We start from the raw sequence: 15,551 nt of genomic DNA on the forward strand, positions 1-15,551 counted from the left end.
GGCTGATTTGTTTCCTGCAAATCGCAGCTATGTCTTTCCCCCACTACACTAATGCATGCGCATGCGGCTCTGTTTCCCGCGCACTTCGCTCAGAACAACAAGCAAGCAAATACGCAAAAATCCTCTTGTTTTAATAGCACCCAGCAAAGTTCCATTGTAATTACGTGAGCCTTCCCTCATCTGAGTGACCTCACTAGTATTTAATCACCTGGTCATCCCGTCTATTCGTTTGTTGCGATGACGCAAACAACAAACCAATCTCGAATTCATCTGATGTTTCGCCGCTGTCAATTGATCAGTTTAATCCGGAATATTATCTAATTGTTGTCTTCCCACACTTAACGCGGCCGTAATACTGCCATAATACTACCCTTCTACTTTTGCCCCACTCTATTATTTCTGACTACCTATGGCCAAAATTGACTACTGAACGCCCCCGGGACTTATTTCTTCTAAGAAAGCATTTTTCAAATACTATATAATTATGGCAAAAAATTACTCCAAGTTCTTTTACACCCTCATCGTTTTGTTGCTACCGATATTCGGCATGGCACAATCGACCATTATTTCGGAAAATTTTCAAGGCTGGACATCCGTAGGCAGCTATTCGTCCAGTACAGCGGCAGGCCCTGGTAATGCCTGGGCATACACCAATTGCATCATTGCTCCTGGCGGAGTTTCCAGTGGTGTCGGCTCTGCGGGGTACGTACAAGCGCAGGCAAGCGGCGGCATCCTTACTTTGCCAGTCGTTGCAAACGGCGGCGTCGGAACACTGAACATTAATGCCCGCGTATCGGGCACCAGCGGCGGCTTTGTTGTTGAAAAGAAAATCGGCAGCGGTTCCTGGACAAGCGTACAAACGGTAACTACCTCTGCTACCAGCGGCACTGCATTTTCAGTACCGGTAAATGACAACAGCGCCAGTCTCCAACTGCGTATCAACAACAATACCAGTCGTGCTTTGTACATCCACGATGTTTCTGCAACATCATCTGCGCCGGTAATCACCGTTTCAACAACTTCACTGGCTGCATTCAGCACAGGTTTGGGCGCGTCTTCTGCCACACAATCTTATACGGTTTCTGCTATCAATATGACGGCGAATTTGTCGATCACTGCACCGGCAGGATTTACAATCTCTACCAGCAGCACCAGCAATTTCGGTTCCACATTATCATTGACGCCAACGAGCGGCAACCTCGCAACAACTACTATTTATGTTCGTATGACCGGCGCTGCTATTGGCAGTTTCAACGGCAATATTGTACATGCAACAACGGGAGCAACAAGTGCAAATGTAGCAGTGACCGGCGCTGTAGCATATGCGGCACCAGTTGTAAAAGTGGCGTCAAACATCGGTGCCACAAGCTTTTCCGCCAACTGGAGCCCGGTAACCGGCGTCACATCTTATTTGCTGGATGTAAGCACCAATGCACAATTCGCCACAACAACCTCATCCTCGATAACTGAAGGATTTGACACTTATACGGGTTCAGCTCTTTATAACGGATGGGTGTTTGATAATACGATCAGCAATTATACCTCCGGCGCATCGCCAAACTCCGTAAAATTCCTCAACTCCGGTACTGTGGGAACAGGCTATGCACCTGCGCTCCCAGCGAACAGCACGGCGACTGAATTGAAATTCACACTTGCCAATAATGGATCTTCAGGCTCCAGCTTTTTAGTAGAAGGGCTAGTAAACGGCACCTGGACTACCGTTGCCACCGTTCTCAGCGCAGCAGTACCTACCAGCGGAACCGCTACATTTACTTACAATGCCACCACTTCACCGGCATTACCAGCGGGCATCACGCAATTCCGTTTTACCTATAACAAAAATACCGGCAACTTCGGCCTGGACGATGTAATGACCAAATACAACACAGCTGTATCATCTATGATTAGCGGCTACAACGGTTTACAGGTAAATGACACCACAGCAACGGTAAGCGGCCTTACAACCGGTACTCCTTATTACTACCGTGTCCGCGCTACTGATGGCACCATTACATCGCCCAATTCAGCAACGATAAAAGTTACGCCACTCGTCTTCAATAAATACCATTCTATTGCCAGTGGTGATTTCGACGATACTTACAACTGGCAGGGATGGGATGGTGCACAATGGATCAACTACCCATTACCACCGCATGATGTACTCGACAGCATTGCCATCGACCATAACATCAAAGTAAAAAATGACATCACCGTCAAAAATCTGGCACTGAGCAACAACGTCCTTTCATTGGGTGATAATAACCTTACTGTTACCAATCAAATTACAGGAGGCAGCGCAAGCTCTTATGTAAAAACAGACGGCAACGGAACGCTGAAAATGAGTGTAGGCAATACTCCTGTATTTTTCCCGGTTGGTAATGGCAGCTACAATCCAGCAACATTGACAAATGCAGGCTATGATAATTTCTCGATCAAAGTAGGCGATGTAGTATATGAAGATGGTCATGGTGCAAGTAGTACAACTGTTACAAATCCGGTTGTAAACCATACCTGGTATATTACTCCGGATGGCGCAGGCAATAATGTGACTATGACTTTGCAGTGGAATGCCGCTGATGAAATCAATGATTTTAATCGCAACCATACTTACATCAGACACTACAACGGAACCGCATGGGAAGATTATCTCACTGCTTCGGGATATACAGAAGTAACAGTACCCGGTGGTCATTTCGTGAGCAATAATGTTTATGATGTAATACAGGCAAATATTTCAAACTTCTCTCCATTTACAGTCGGTGCAGCACATGTAGCACCACTGGCCATTACACTGACCGATATCAATGCAGTAAACAAAGGCAATGCAAATCTTATTTCCTGGAAAACTGCCAGTGCCGACGCTTCGGATATCTTCACGCTGGAGCGTAGCCAAAATGGTAAAGACTTCGTCGCTATTACATCTTTGCCCGTTCAAAAAAGCATTTCCGATTATCAGTACACAGATACTAAACCATTCAACGGCGTAAACTACTATCGCCTTAAGATGACCGACAAAACGCTGCAAGCCAGCTACAGTAAGGTTGTAATTGCAAATACAGTTGTCGACAATGCTGCTTCACTGAATGTATACCCAAATCCAGCAACAGATAACGTAACTGTATATACTGGAAAATCGGCTGGCACAATTACAATCGCTGATTTAAATGGCAAAATATTGAAAGCAGCTGCCGCAAACACTGAAGCTACCACCATCAATACAAACGATCTTGCAAAAGGTGTCTACATCCTTCGTTATACGGAGGGCACGAGCACACAGCAAACCAAACTTGTTAAATAGTCGATTCGGTTAAATGGTTAAATAAGTCATTTATTTCCCTGGCTAAAACAACAAGATTCAATTATTTCAAGTGCACCAAACAGAAAAGGTCAGATGTTTTAAAACATCTGACCTTTTAATTCTTAAATACGCAATACTGGAGAACACATTTATCACATTTCCCCCATTCACCACATTTTCCATTATCGCATTAAAAAGTTACTTTTTCTTGCTAAAAAAATCTTTCAACTCCTTACTCATATCCTCGCCGCGTTTTTTCAGATCTTGTAATTCGTTGCTCATATTGCGGGCAATGTCGTGAAAATTGAGCGGTTCGCCGCCCTGCATATAACTAAGCTCCTGAGGAGTACGCGCCAGCGGAATCGCGATCCAAGCAATGATATAAGCCAATAAACCAACGCCACCAACCAATACACAAACGGCAACTATCAGACGAACAATCACTGGATCAATATCGAAATAGCTGGCAATACCACCACATACACCACCAAGAATCTTCTCGTAAGGGTTACGATATAATCTTCGTTTCTGGTTTTGCGCCTGGCCGTTATTGTACTGTTGCTTTTTAGACTCATAACGAACCGGTAGATTCTGTACAGGAGTTCCACCAAGATCACTTGCATGTCCCAATGTTTCCATTACTTTTTTTACATCGGCACGATCAATAGCAGGCGCACCACCGCTGAGACGGATACCGAACAATTCGGCGATACGGTATTCTATATCCTGGATAATTTCTTCTCTGCCTTCTTCGTTGGCAAATTGTCTTTCCAGCGAACTGATATAATCTCTCAGGATCATGTAGGCGTCTTCTTCAATCGGAATGACGCGTTGTGCTATATTGATCTGAATAATGCGTTGCATATACTTTGTTTTATATGGTGCTTGTTAAATGGTTGACTGCATAACTTAATTCTTCCCAGTTATTGCGGAGCTGTGTATAAAACAGAACGCCGCCTTCTGTGAGTGAATAATATTTCCTTGGCGGACCGGAACTGGATTCTGCCCAACGGTAATCGAGCATACCTGCATTTTTGAGCCGGGTCAGCAACGGATACAAGGTTCCTTCCAAAACAACCAGCTGTGCCTTTTTCAATTGTTCCAGGATATCGCTGGGATAGGCTTCTTTTTCCCGCTGTATAATACCCAGGATACATAGCTCCAGCAACCCTTTGCGCATTTGTGACGCTGTATTATCAATGTTCATTGCCATGTATTTTCAAAAGCAAATATATGTCATCAATAGTATTATGCAATGCATAGTACCTAGTTTAACCTAAAAAATACCCCTTTTCTACAAAAAATGGAGATTACCGTTTCGCTTTCATCAAAATATCGCCAATTTTGCAGTATGAGTTTCAGCAAAATACAGTCGTCCGATATAACTTTTTTTCAATCGCTGAGCGATGTTCGCGTACTTACCGATGAAGAAAATCTTAAGCGTTGTGCTTCTGATGAAACAGAAGACCTGACGTATCTGCCAGAAATAGTATTGCAACCCGAAACCGTTCCCGCAGTGAGTCAGATCATGCGTTATTGCAACGAACATAATATTCCCGTAACACCACGGGGCGCCGGAACCGGCCTCAGCGGCGGTGCGCTGGCTATAATGGGCGGTGTGGTACTAGACATGAAACGATTCAACAAAATCGTAAACATGGATATGCGCAACCTGCAGGTAACAGTAGAGCCAGGCATGATCACGCAGGAATTGCAGGACTTTGTAAAAGAAAAAGGACTCTTCTACCCTCCAGACCCTGCCAGCAAAGGATCTTGTTTTATCGGCGGCAATGTATCTGAAAACTCAGGCGGCCCGCGTGCTGTGAAATATGGAGTGGTAAAGGATTATGTACTGAATCTCGAAATGGTTTTGGCCGACGGCTCCGTAATCTGGACTGGCGCCAATGTGCTGAAAAATGCTACCGGTTATAATCTCACCCAATTAGTAGTAGGTAGTGAAGGGACACTCGGTGTAATCACAAAAATTGTGTTGCGCTTAATTCCAGCGGTACAACATGATATGCTGATGCTCGTACCATTTCGTAAAGCAGAAGAAGCTTGCGCCGCTGTGAATGCCATATTCATGGCGGGTTACACACCTTCGGCAATGGAATTTATGGAACGTGATGCGTTGGAATGGTCTATGAAATATGTACAGTCTTCCGGCGTTTCATTACCTGATGATATTGCGGCACACTTACTGATTGAAGTAGATGGCAATCATTACGACCAGCTTTATAAGGAAATGGAAGCGATTGGCGACATCGTACAGCAATATGATATTGATGAAATTCTTTTTGCGGACAGCGCCGAGCAAAAACAAATGCTCTGGACCTTACGCCGCAAAGTGGGCGAAGCTGTAAAAAGCAATTCGATCTACAAAGAAGAAGATACTGTAGTGCCGAGAGCCGAATTACCTGAATTACTCCGCATCATCAAACAGCTCGGGAAAGAATATGGCTTCGAATCTGTATGCTACGGCCATGCCGGCGATGGCAATCTCCACGTAAACATTGTGAAAGGGAACATGAGCGACTCTGACTGGAATGAAAAACTACCGCAAGGCATCAAAGCATTGTTTAAAGAGGTGATTCGCATGGGCGGAACAATTTCCGGAGAACACGGCATCGGGCTGGTTCAGAAAGAATACATGAATATAGCATTCAATGACATACAGCTTGGATTGATGAAGCAGATAAAGAACATTTTTGACCCGAAAGGCATTTTAAACCCAGGTAAGATCTTTTTGTCCTAAATTTTAACAGATTTCGTCGTTGTATTATGACTAGAACCAGAATACAACGGTTTTTGGAATAAGGTTTTGCTTAATTTCGTAGCGAGAATTATAGGGGCGTTGAATATTGAATAATGTATATTCGTTCCATAACCACATTAAAAAATCTTCGGATGAAATATTTAATAACGGTGATCATGCTCTGCATTGGTCTGCAGGCGGCACAGGCACAGGATGTATATACCAGCAGCGGCCGCTCAATGCGACAGATACAAGCAAAGAAGAAGCAAGAGAACAAGGGGTTTGATCCGTCTAAGATTATTGCAGGCGGTTTTCTCGGTCTATCTTTTGGAACGTCAACGAGCGTTTATGTAGCACCAGTGATAGGCTATCGAATTACAGACAAGCTCGCTGCGGGTATTGATTTCAGTTACACTTATTATAAGTATAAAGACTACTTCTACCTCCAAAATCCAATTACAGGAGAGTCTAACTACTATGATCTTTCATCGGACATATTATCTATTGGCGTTTGGGCACGTTATCTTGTTTTTAGCGGTTTGTTTGTGGGCGCTCAGTTCGACCAAAACTATATGAGCTATACAGATCCGGGCTTTGACCCAAATGGCTCCGGCAATATTGTAAATCAAAAAGTGAAGTATGATGCCCCTTCACTATTACTGGGTGCTGGTTATCGTGCGCCTATAGGCGACAGAGCATCGGTCAACTTCTCGCTGATGTATGACGTTCTTCAGAACCAGTATAGTCCTTATTACGGACGCGTGGTTCCGATGATTGGCTTCATGTACGGTTTTTAATTTTACCTCCTCTAAATAATTACCGGACTTTGCCTTTAAAAAGGCAAAGTCTTTTTATTTTCACATATGGGCTCTGCAGTACTCCTTACAATTATACTTGCCTATTTCGCACTCTTAATGGGCATCGCGTTTTATACTTCCCGTCATTCCAATAATGAATCATTCTTTATTGGCAACCGGAACAGCAAATGGTGGGTGGTCGCATTTGGTATGGTGGGCACTTCCCTCTCGGGCATGACATTTATCTCTGTGCCTGGAACAGTTGGCAGATCAGGGTTTGATTATTTTCAGGTTGTGATCGGATACTGGCTCGGCTATTTCGCAGTCGCGTATATTTTACTGCCACTTTATTACAAGCTACAGCTCACTTCCATCTATACTTATCTGGAGAAAAGACTTGGCACCACTGCTTATAAAACCGGTGCATTGTTCTTTATTCTTTCGCGCACGCTGGGTGCAACTTTACGGCTTTACCTTGTTATTAAGGTGCTACAGCTATTCGTGCTGGACAATATGGGTATTTCATTTGAAGTCACTGCTATTGTGATCCTGGCGCTGATTCTGCTGTATACCTATCGCGGCGGCGTAAAAACAATCGTATGGACCGACACCTTGCAAACGACCTTTATGCTGCTGGCATTACTCGTGTGTATTGGTTACATCATGCACGCGCTGGGCATGGGCGTAGGCGATACCTGGCATGCACTTACAGGGAATGGCTATACCAAAATGTTCCATTTTGATCCTTTACCCGGCAATTTCTTCCTGAAGCAATTATTCGGCGGCGCTTTTATTACCATTGCCATGACGGGCCTTGATCAGGAAATGATGCAGAAAAATATCAGCGTAAAAACGTTGAAAGACTCGCAGAAAAACATGCTGACCCTAAGCTTCCTTCAGGCCTTCGTGGTATTCATTTTCCTGATGCTCGGAGGTTTGTTATACCTCTACGGGATGAGTAAAGGTGGCAGCTTCCAGCAAGTGATGACGAACGGCAAAATGGACACGCAGTTCATCCTCGATGGCAAAAACATTATGGGTGATAACATTTTCCCGACGATCGCATTCCATTATCTGCCGCCGTTTATCGGTATCATTTTTATCATTGGGCTGATCTCCGCACTGTTTCCAAGTGCTGACGGCGCATTGACCGCGCTTACATCTTCCTACTGTATCGATATCATCGGGCTCAAGCGCAGAACAGATCTTACGGAAAAGCAACGCTCCCGCAAACGTCTGATCGTACACAATATGTTTGCCATTATCTTCCTCGGATTTGTATTTCTTTTCCGCGAAGTAGATAACGGCTCTTTAATACAAACCTTGCTAGTAGTAGCCGGATACACTTATGGACCGCTGCTTGCTTTGTTTGCTTTTGGTATTTTTACAAAACGAAAAGTGATGGACAATGCATTGCCGATTGTTTGTATTGCAGCACCGATACTTTGTTACATCATCAAAGAACACGACAAACAATGGCTCGGGGGTTATGTAATTGGCAATGAGTTACTCATCCTTAACGCGGCCTTGACATTTTTGCTGTTAATTTCGTGCTCCCGTCGTGAAGAAAGAGAAATTCCTTTTGTAAAGGCGTCCAACGAAACAATGACGGTGAAACAGGACGTAGACCTGTAACATCAGGCAGGCAGTTTTGCCACACAAGACATACATCAGATGAAAGAACAACTGACGAAAATAAAACTCCGTGACTGGACGGAAACAAAAGCGCATTCAAGCTGGCAGATCTTTAAGATAATGGCAGAATTTGTGCAGGGATTTGAAACGCTGGCGAAAATCGGTCCGTGTATTTCCATATTTGGATCGGCACGTACACAGCCGGGGCATAAATATTATGAGCTTACTGTTGAAATTGCACGCAGGCTGGTGGAAGAAGGTTTTGGCGTGATTACCGGCGGCGGACCGGGCATTATGGAAGCAGGTAATAAAGGTGCAAACCTTGCAGGTGGCATTTCTGTAGGATTAAATATTGACCTGCCTTTCGAACAACATTCGAACCCCTACATCGCCCGTGATAAGACCTTAAACTTTGATTATTTCTTTGTTCGTAAGGTAATGTTCACCAAATATTCGCAAGGCTTTATCATGATGCCGGGCGGATGGGGCACGATGGATGAATTTTTCGAAGTGGCCACATTGATACAGACCCGTAAGTTTACGGCAACGCCGATGATCTGTATGGGCAGCACGTATTGGAACGGGTTGTTTAACTGGATGCGGGAAGCCATGCTGGAAGGCGAAGGGAACATTAGTCCCGGCGACCTGGAACTGATAAAAATATTTGATACCGCTGATGAAGTAGTGGCATATATTCGCGAATTTTATACTCATAATAAACTGCAACCAAATTTCTAGCCGATGTCGAAGCTGTTGATTCCCGCCGATCTCAACGATTACGCAGAAAAATATACCACACCGGAAACTCCGGTGCTTGCTGCGCTGAATCGCGAAACGTATGAAACCGTACCGCAACCGAAAATGTTATCGGGCCATTTGCAAGGTGCGTTTCTTCAGATGATTAGTAAAATGATACAGCCGCACCGCATCCTTGAATTGGGAACCTATACCGGCTATTCGGCTATTTGCCTGGCTCAGGGCCTGACTCCCGACGGGCATCTGCATACCATAGACATCAATGAAAATCTGGAACCCATGACACGGAAATATTTTACCGAAGCATGGGTAGACCAGAAAATAACACGTCACTACGGCAAGGCTGCCGATATTATCCCTACTCTTGAAGACTCTTTTGATCTCGTATTTATCGATGCAGACAAGAGAAATTACAGTCTTTATTTCGATCTCGTTTTTGATAAAGTACCTATTGGCGGGTATATTCTTGCAGACAATGTTTTATTTGAAGGTGAAGTAACCTGGCCGGAAGAAGACCGCGGCAACGCTGCTAAAGCGATGCACGCTTACAACGAAAAGCTGAGCAAAGACCCAAGAATAGAACAAATGCTGCTGCCGCTGAGAGATGGCATTATGATTGCAAGGAAGATTGCAGCGGTATAACCAACTAAATTTTTTGATTGATGAAGAAATGGATATTTACATCTCTATTTGCTTTTTTGTGTGCGCATACTGCGGTGAAAGCGCAGAGCTACCAGGAAAAAGTCAATAAATATATACAACAACATAAAGCACTGGCTATTGCAGAGCAACGCAGAAGCGGCATTCCCGCAGCCATCACATTGGCACAGGGCGTTTTTGAAACGGCGGCTGGCTGTAGCGAATTGATGACGCAGGCTAATAATCACTTCGGGATTAAATGCAGAAAAGAATGGAAAGGGGAAACATTTGCTCATGATGATGACGCACCACAAGAATGTTTCCGCAAATACTCCTGTGCTTATGATTCTTACAAAGACCACTCAGAATATCTTCACTCCGGAACACGCTATGCAGCTTTATTCAATTTGAAAGTAACGGATTACTCCGGCTGGGCTCATGGATTGAAACGTTGTGGTTATGCAACGAATCCAAAATATGCACCACAACTGATCAAGCTGATTGAAGATTTTCATCTGCAGGACTATACCTATATGGCAATGAAAGCCGATGATGCAAACACCGCGCAAGCCCTCGCGGTAGCAGTAGTGCCACATCAGACTTCTTACCAGTCTGCTCAGCGCGTGGTAGACACTCCCGAAATACAAAGACAAACGACGGAAGTGGTTCCTGATAATGACAAAGTAGATGTGGGTAATGCAGAAGGTACACTTACCGTAAATGGACTCAAAGCTTTTTATGGCCACAGAGGTGATGTACTGCTGGAAGCTGCCATGAGATATAATATCCGCTACATTCGTCTGCTAGAGATCAATGATCTGCCAGATGCACCACTCGAAGCAGACATGTTTGTTTATCTCGAAAAGAAAAACAGCAAAGGGACACACCGTCGCCATATTCTGCAAAAAAATGAAACCCTGCTGCAGGTAGCTCAGGCAGAAGGCATGCAATTAAAACAACTCCGCACATACAATCAGCTGGGACCAGATGAAGTGCCGGTTGCAGGAAGTACTCTGTATTTGCAGGAACAGTCGAATTCAAAACCAGAGCTTGCAGATCCTGCGATAGTCGCTGCCGCCAGAACTTCTAAAATAAAAGTGACAACAGACGACAACACCTACGTATACAAAAAACCAGAGATACCTGAGACCGCCAAGGCAGCAACCGCAACCAATGCAGCACCAGCTGTGGTTGTTACCGAGTCTGCAAAACCGGCGGAAACCAACGCTCCGAGACAACCTGCAACTCCTGTTGCAACTCCGGTAGATAATGCAACTCCAGCTCCTCAAGAACCGCCCGGCACACAACCGGTGCCAACGCAACCTGCTGCTGCACCTGTACCGGCACCAACTACCACACCAGTTCCTGTTACCGCATCCAAAACAGATACGACGGTCAATATTGCAAAGGAAAAAGCCGTCGGTGAAGAAGATGACGATGATGACGATACGGATCAGCCACATCCTGCCGCTAAAACAGCCGAACCGGAAGATGAATTATCACGCCTGAAAGCAAAGCTTGATAAAGTTGTATATGCCACGGACAACAAAACGACTACGCAAGCAGCGAACGTTCCAGCTAAAACTACTCCAACGCCGCCGGCTCCAACAGTAGCCACCAGCACGCAAACCGCTCCTGCAGCAGCTACAACCAGCGCATCTGCAGACGGCGATAAATTCTATACGGTCCAAAAAGGCGATACCGCTTTTGCCATTGCAAAGCGCAACAATATTACAATGCGCCAGCTGATGGACTGGAATCACCTCAATTTCGAAGATCTTAAAGTGGGGCAGAAACTTCGTGTAAAACCATAATAACACCAATAGTCAAAACTCATACATGTCAAAGATTCAAGTACACGACAAGTTCTTTCAACCCTATATCAGTAAAGAGAAAATCGCCGAACGCATTAATGAGCTCGGCACCCAGATCAGCACCGACTATGCCGACAAAAATCCATTAGTATTGGCCATCCTAAATGGTTCTTTTGTTTTCGCAGCAGATCTGTTCAGAGCATTGACAATCGATGCAGAGATCTCTTTTATTAAACTGGCATCTTATAAAGGCACTACTTCTACCGGAAATGTCATCACCGCCATCGGTATGGAAGAAGATCTTTACCAGCGCCATCTCATCATAATGGAGGATATCATTGATACAGGAAAAACACTGAGTTCATTTATCCCTGACCTGATTCACCGCCAACCCGCATCTTTACGCATTGCAACGTTTCTTACGAAACCAGAAGCATTGAAATACGATGTCAAAGCAGATTATGTAGGTTTTGAAATCCCGGACAAATTTGTGGTCGGATACGGTTTGGATTATGACGGCCATGGCCGGAACCTTCCGGAGCTATTTCAACTCGCATAAATACCTGACTGCAGAAACCTGATTTTCTGATTCAGCCATCTCTGACAATTAATTATAAAAGATGGTCCCCGCATGATTGTGGGGACCATTCTTTTTATAACATCTGATGTTTGGCTTACCGGCACACGCAATTCGATTGACAATAAAAAAAACGGTCAGACGAAGTGAAGCGTCCGACCGTTTTTTTATTCTGGTCTGTGTAATATGGGCAGTGAAAAATTTATTCCCCGTTGACCATTTACATTGACCTAGTGAACTACACTGATCTTACTAGTCTGGATAGTGTGATTATCCGTTTTAATTACCAGCAGGTACTGACCAGCAGGCAATTGACTTGTACCGATATGGTAGTTTGTATTCGTTCCATCCAGTGTCAGTTCGTAGATCACTTTACCGGTGATATCATAAACACCCATTGAACCTTTTGTATTAGCAGGCAACGAAATATTTACCACGCCATCTGCCGGATTCGGATAGATTTTTGCTTTCTCTGCCGGAGCAACATTATTCACAGAAGCTGGATTAGTGCTCACCTTATCATAAATAAAGAAGTCGTCAATACCCGCTTCCACTACGCTTTGTCCATTGCCGGTTAAATTCTGATTAACAGCATCGTATGCGGTAAATTGCAGTTGAACGTGCGCCGTGCTTGTCAGGAATTCGCTTACGGAGAAAATTCTTCTTCTCCAGACATAATCAGACTGATAAGTATACTCTACGTTTTTCCAAAGTGTATTAACAGTATCTCTCACCTGCACCTGCCATTGGTCCTTACGTGGATTGCTACCACGATCGTTTGAATACCAGCGGTAATACTCGATAATTGGTTGCTGATAACCAGTGAGGTCAAATGCTGGCGTTATCACTGTAGTTTTACCACTCAACACAGCGTTTGTTGTGATAGACTGAGAGCTTGATGAAGCATTACCGGTAATGAGACATTTCCCGGAACCTGTAGTATGGTCGTTACCCGTCTGGCAAATCAATGAGCCCAACGCTGCTGATGTGTAAGAAGCGAGCGGTACAGCCTGCACCCAGATACCACGGGTTGTATTATCATTTGTATTGTTACCGATTCTCCAGCCTGTAGTTGCACCTTCAAACTGATTGCTATCTACTGCAACCAGACCAATGCCGAACTGGTAAGGAATATTGGATTGCGAATAAGTGACTGGTGATGTATTAGCAGCAAGTATTGGATTAAAAAGCGTTGGCGCATATGCACTGGTTGTACCTGTGATATCAGACACAGCAATATAGTAGTCGATCAGCTTGCCCCCTGTATCTATTCCCGGAATCTGCGCAGAGAAATTCATGTTGCCGTTATTCGTCATAGCCAACGTATCCCATGCTTTTCCACGGACGCGGTATACCAGTTTTACATCTTGCAACCAGCTTTGGTAAGTCAACGACACAGATGCATTGACGCTAACTGGTGTACTTATTGGCTGATGTGCAATTTCCTGGTGTGTAATTGTTGCATCGCTCAGCAGATAAATGCCATGTTTTGCAAACGCTTTTACGATTTCTGTAAAATGCGGAGTACCATTACTGAGGTTGTTGTCATCGTCATCACTCATCAAAGCTGAGATGAGCACATCATGGTAAACGACTCCTTCCGTTCCGTTAGGGCCATCCGGAGTATCATAATAAACGTCTGTAAACAGTTTTGTCATTGTATCCACACTACCTGTGTTTACAGCCACATCCCACCAGGCGCCTGCAATGATTTCACCGTCTGCATGCACTTCATGCTGAATATCCTGCGGATATACCTTCGGCGTTTGATCATAACGACGGATATAAGAATTAGGCTGATTGGTATAACAATACTGGCCGAGAATAGGATTGTGCGTAATACTGATTGCCCAGATATCTGAACTTGCTTCGTTCAGTGCACCATTTCTGATTGTAGAACCATTAGGACTGTGTGCCTGATAAAACTTGTCAGAAATGCCGTGTCCGTATTCGTGATAAATGATATCGCCGATCTCTGCGAATGATTTACAGCCACCGCCTGCAGCATAGAAATTAATGGAGTTGCCATTATAGAATGCATTACACGTACCACTGGTAAGATCAACATTGGTCGGCAACATGATATCCATACCTGTAAAAGTAGGATAGTAGCCTTTCATGAAATCATGTACCCGGTTTACGTGATAATAAGAGTTCACCAGACGACTGTTAGATGTACCTGTAGCCGGGTAAACAAATTGTGTACCGGCTGCGTTGATGGTATCATTTACTGTAGGTGTGAGTGAACCGTTGTTTATATCGAAAACTTTTGACCATTTGCCTTGCAGCGGAATGGTAGCCACAGCAGGAAGTGTCAGGTTTGGATCATTAAAATACCCGGCACTGTCACTATAATAAATAGCACCATTGATCGTAACCGCGAGATCAGTTAGCGGCTCATCGGTAGCTGCATTTAACGTACCATTTTTATAAACAGTTCCTTTTATCGTAAGATCGCCGCCTTCTTTGATTTCGTTAGTACGATACAAGATATCGCCAGAAATCGCGTCCACGAAACCTGTAAGTTTCAACGGACCGTCATTTTTAGTGGCTGCTTCTATAGTGTAAGACCACACAGGACGCAGCTTATAACCGTTTGCAGACGGAACCGGGAACCAGGACCAATCCGCACCTGTAGTTTTTGAAGTAATCACCGCATCTGTGAGATCGCTGCCCGCCGCTTCGAGTGCTGCTGCAGCTGAGATAACCGGTGTTTGTGTAATGCCGTCTTGTCCGTAAGATTTAAGATTGATGCGCACCAGTTTCCCATCGTTGGTAAAGCGGAAACTGATTCTGGAGAATTGAACTTCCTGGCCGTTTAATGTTTGTTGAAATTCTACGAAAGTAGCACGTGGCGTTACTTCATTGCGTGTCAATTGCCAATCATTTTTGTTGAGACCGGCGGATGTGAGATAGTTGTCAAAACAATACTGTGCTTTTTGCACCAGCGTGCTTCCGGGAACAGTGATGGCAGGACCAAAAAAATCATTTACCGTAATGTTGGCCGTATTGATACCCCAACCTGGAATAATGATGCGTCCTTCCTGTGTACGCATGTTTGCTGCGTTACCTGTCTTAGCCTGCGTTACCGGGGCATTAGCATTCCTAAATACAGATACTTCGTAAGAGCTTTTCTGAGCTACCGCCGGTAAAAACGCGGCAGACAATCCCAGAAGGATTAGAGATCTTTTCATTTTATGGAGAAAATATAAAACGAAAAAATAGCAAAAATCCGCCATTCTCTAGGCAAAACGCGGCAAACATTTACATTAGCAAGACA

11 protein-coding genes are annotated in these 15,551 nt (G+C 44.4%); 8 read left to right on the forward strand and 3 right to left on the reverse strand.

Annotation, left to right across the window (positions count from 1 at the left end):
* Window positions 1–484 precede the first annotated feature (484 nt).
* Window positions 485–3,298, forward strand: coding sequence for a T9SS type A sorting domain-containing protein (locus DN068_RS14975; RefSeq protein WP_110999740.1), 2,814 nt, complete (start codon window positions 485–487; stop codon window positions 3,296–3,298).
* A gap of 198 nt (window positions 3,299–3,496) precedes the next feature.
* Here DN068_RS14975 and DN068_RS14980 read toward each other — a convergent pair whose 3' ends face one another.
* Both DN068_RS14980 and DN068_RS14985 read right to left on the reverse strand, forming a co-directional pair.
* Window positions 3,497–4,162, reverse strand: a complete 666-nt coding sequence (locus DN068_RS14980) for a PspC domain-containing protein (RefSeq protein WP_110999741.1) — start codon at window positions 4,160–4,162, stop codon at window positions 3,497–3,499.
* Between the two features lie 10 nt (window positions 4,163–4,172).
* A complete protein-coding gene (locus DN068_RS14985) occupies window positions 4,173–4,505 on the reverse strand; it encodes a PadR family transcriptional regulator (RefSeq protein WP_110999780.1) in 333 nt (110 codons plus the stop codon).
* A gap of 144 nt (window positions 4,506–4,649) precedes the next feature.
* Here DN068_RS14985 and DN068_RS14990 point away from each other — a divergent pair, with 144 nt between their 5' ends.
* From DN068_RS14990 to hpt, 7 genes are all read left to right on the forward strand, one after another.
* Window positions 4,650–6,053, forward strand: a complete 1,404-nt coding sequence (locus DN068_RS14990) for an FAD-binding oxidoreductase (protein WP_110999742.1) — start codon at window positions 4,650–4,652, stop codon at window positions 6,051–6,053.
* Between the two features lie 152 nt (window positions 6,054–6,205).
* Window positions 6,206–6,850, forward strand: coding sequence for a hypothetical protein (locus DN068_RS14995; RefSeq protein ID WP_123985363.1), 645 nt, complete (start codon window positions 6,206–6,208; stop codon window positions 6,848–6,850).
* A gap of 66 nt (window positions 6,851–6,916) precedes the next feature.
* Window positions 6,917–8,485, forward strand: coding sequence for a sodium:solute symporter (locus tag DN068_RS15000; protein ID WP_110999744.1), 1,569 nt, complete (start codon window positions 6,917–6,919; stop codon window positions 8,483–8,485).
* A gap of 39 nt (window positions 8,486–8,524) precedes the next feature.
* Window positions 8,525–9,223: an LOG family protein gene (locus DN068_RS15005; RefSeq protein ID WP_110999745.1), complete on the forward strand. Its 699-nt coding sequence runs from the start codon at window positions 8,525–8,527 to the stop codon at window positions 9,221–9,223.
* 3 nt (window positions 9,224–9,226) lie between these two features.
* Entirely contained in the window at window positions 9,227–9,883 is a 657-nt protein-coding gene (locus DN068_RS15010; RefSeq protein WP_110999746.1) for an O-methyltransferase, read from the forward strand.
* Window positions 9,884–9,903: 20 nt separating this feature from the next.
* Window positions 9,904–11,694, forward strand: a complete 1,791-nt coding sequence (locus tag DN068_RS15015) for a glucosaminidase domain-containing protein (RefSeq protein WP_110999747.1) — start codon at window positions 9,904–9,906, stop codon at window positions 11,692–11,694.
* A gap of 25 nt (window positions 11,695–11,719) precedes the next feature.
* Window positions 11,720–12,253: a hypoxanthine phosphoribosyltransferase gene (gene hpt, locus DN068_RS15020; protein ID WP_110999748.1), complete on the forward strand. Its 534-nt coding sequence runs from the start codon at window positions 11,720–11,722 to the stop codon at window positions 12,251–12,253.
* Window positions 12,254–12,501: 248 nt separating this feature from the next.
* Here the strand turns inward: hpt and DN068_RS15025 are convergent, their stop codons facing one another.
* Complete coding sequence (locus DN068_RS15025) at window positions 12,502–15,465, reverse strand: T9SS type A sorting domain-containing protein (protein WP_165836411.1); 2,964 nt, start codon at window positions 15,463–15,465, stop codon at window positions 12,502–12,504.
* Window positions 15,466–15,551: the final 86 nt, after the last annotated feature.

The sequence above is a fragment of the Taibaiella soli genome, from assembly GCF_003236175.1.
In the GTDB taxonomy this organism is placed as follows: Bacteria; Bacteroidota; Bacteroidia; order Chitinophagales; family Chitinophagaceae; genus QKTW01.

Bases quoted from the DNA above. Each gene is read 5' to 3' on its own strand.
- DN068_RS14975 (WP_110999740.1), top strand. From the start codon at position 485: ATGGCAAAAAATTACTCCAAGTTCTTTTACACCCTCATCGTTTTGTTG.
- DN068_RS14980 (WP_110999741.1), bottom strand. From the start codon at position 4,162: ATGCAACGCATTATTCAGATCAATATAGCACAACGCGTCATTCCGATT.
- DN068_RS14985 (WP_110999780.1), bottom strand. From the start codon at position 4,505: ATGAACATTGATAATACAGCGTCACAAATGCGCAAAGGGTTGCTGGAG.
- DN068_RS14990 (WP_110999742.1), top strand. From the start codon at position 4,650: ATGAGTTTCAGCAAAATACAGTCGTCCGATATAACTTTTTTTCAATCG.
- DN068_RS14995 (WP_123985363.1), top strand. From the start codon at position 6,206: ATGAAATATTTAATAACGGTGATCATGCTCTGCATTGGTCTGCAGGCG.
- DN068_RS15000 (WP_110999744.1), top strand. From the start codon at position 6,917: ATGGGCTCTGCAGTACTCCTTACAATTATACTTGCCTATTTCGCACTC.
- DN068_RS15005 (WP_110999745.1), top strand. From the start codon at position 8,525: ATGAAAGAACAACTGACGAAAATAAAACTCCGTGACTGGACGGAAACA.
- DN068_RS15010 (WP_110999746.1), top strand. From the start codon at position 9,227: ATGTCGAAGCTGTTGATTCCCGCCGATCTCAACGATTACGCAGAAAAA.
- DN068_RS15015 (WP_110999747.1), top strand. From the start codon at position 9,904: ATGAAGAAATGGATATTTACATCTCTATTTGCTTTTTTGTGTGCGCAT.
- hpt (WP_110999748.1), top strand. From the start codon at position 11,720: ATGTCAAAGATTCAAGTACACGACAAGTTCTTTCAACCCTATATCAGT.
- DN068_RS15025 (WP_165836411.1), bottom strand. From the start codon at position 15,465: ATGAAAAGATCTCTAATCCTTCTGGGATTGTCTGCCGCGTTTTTACCG.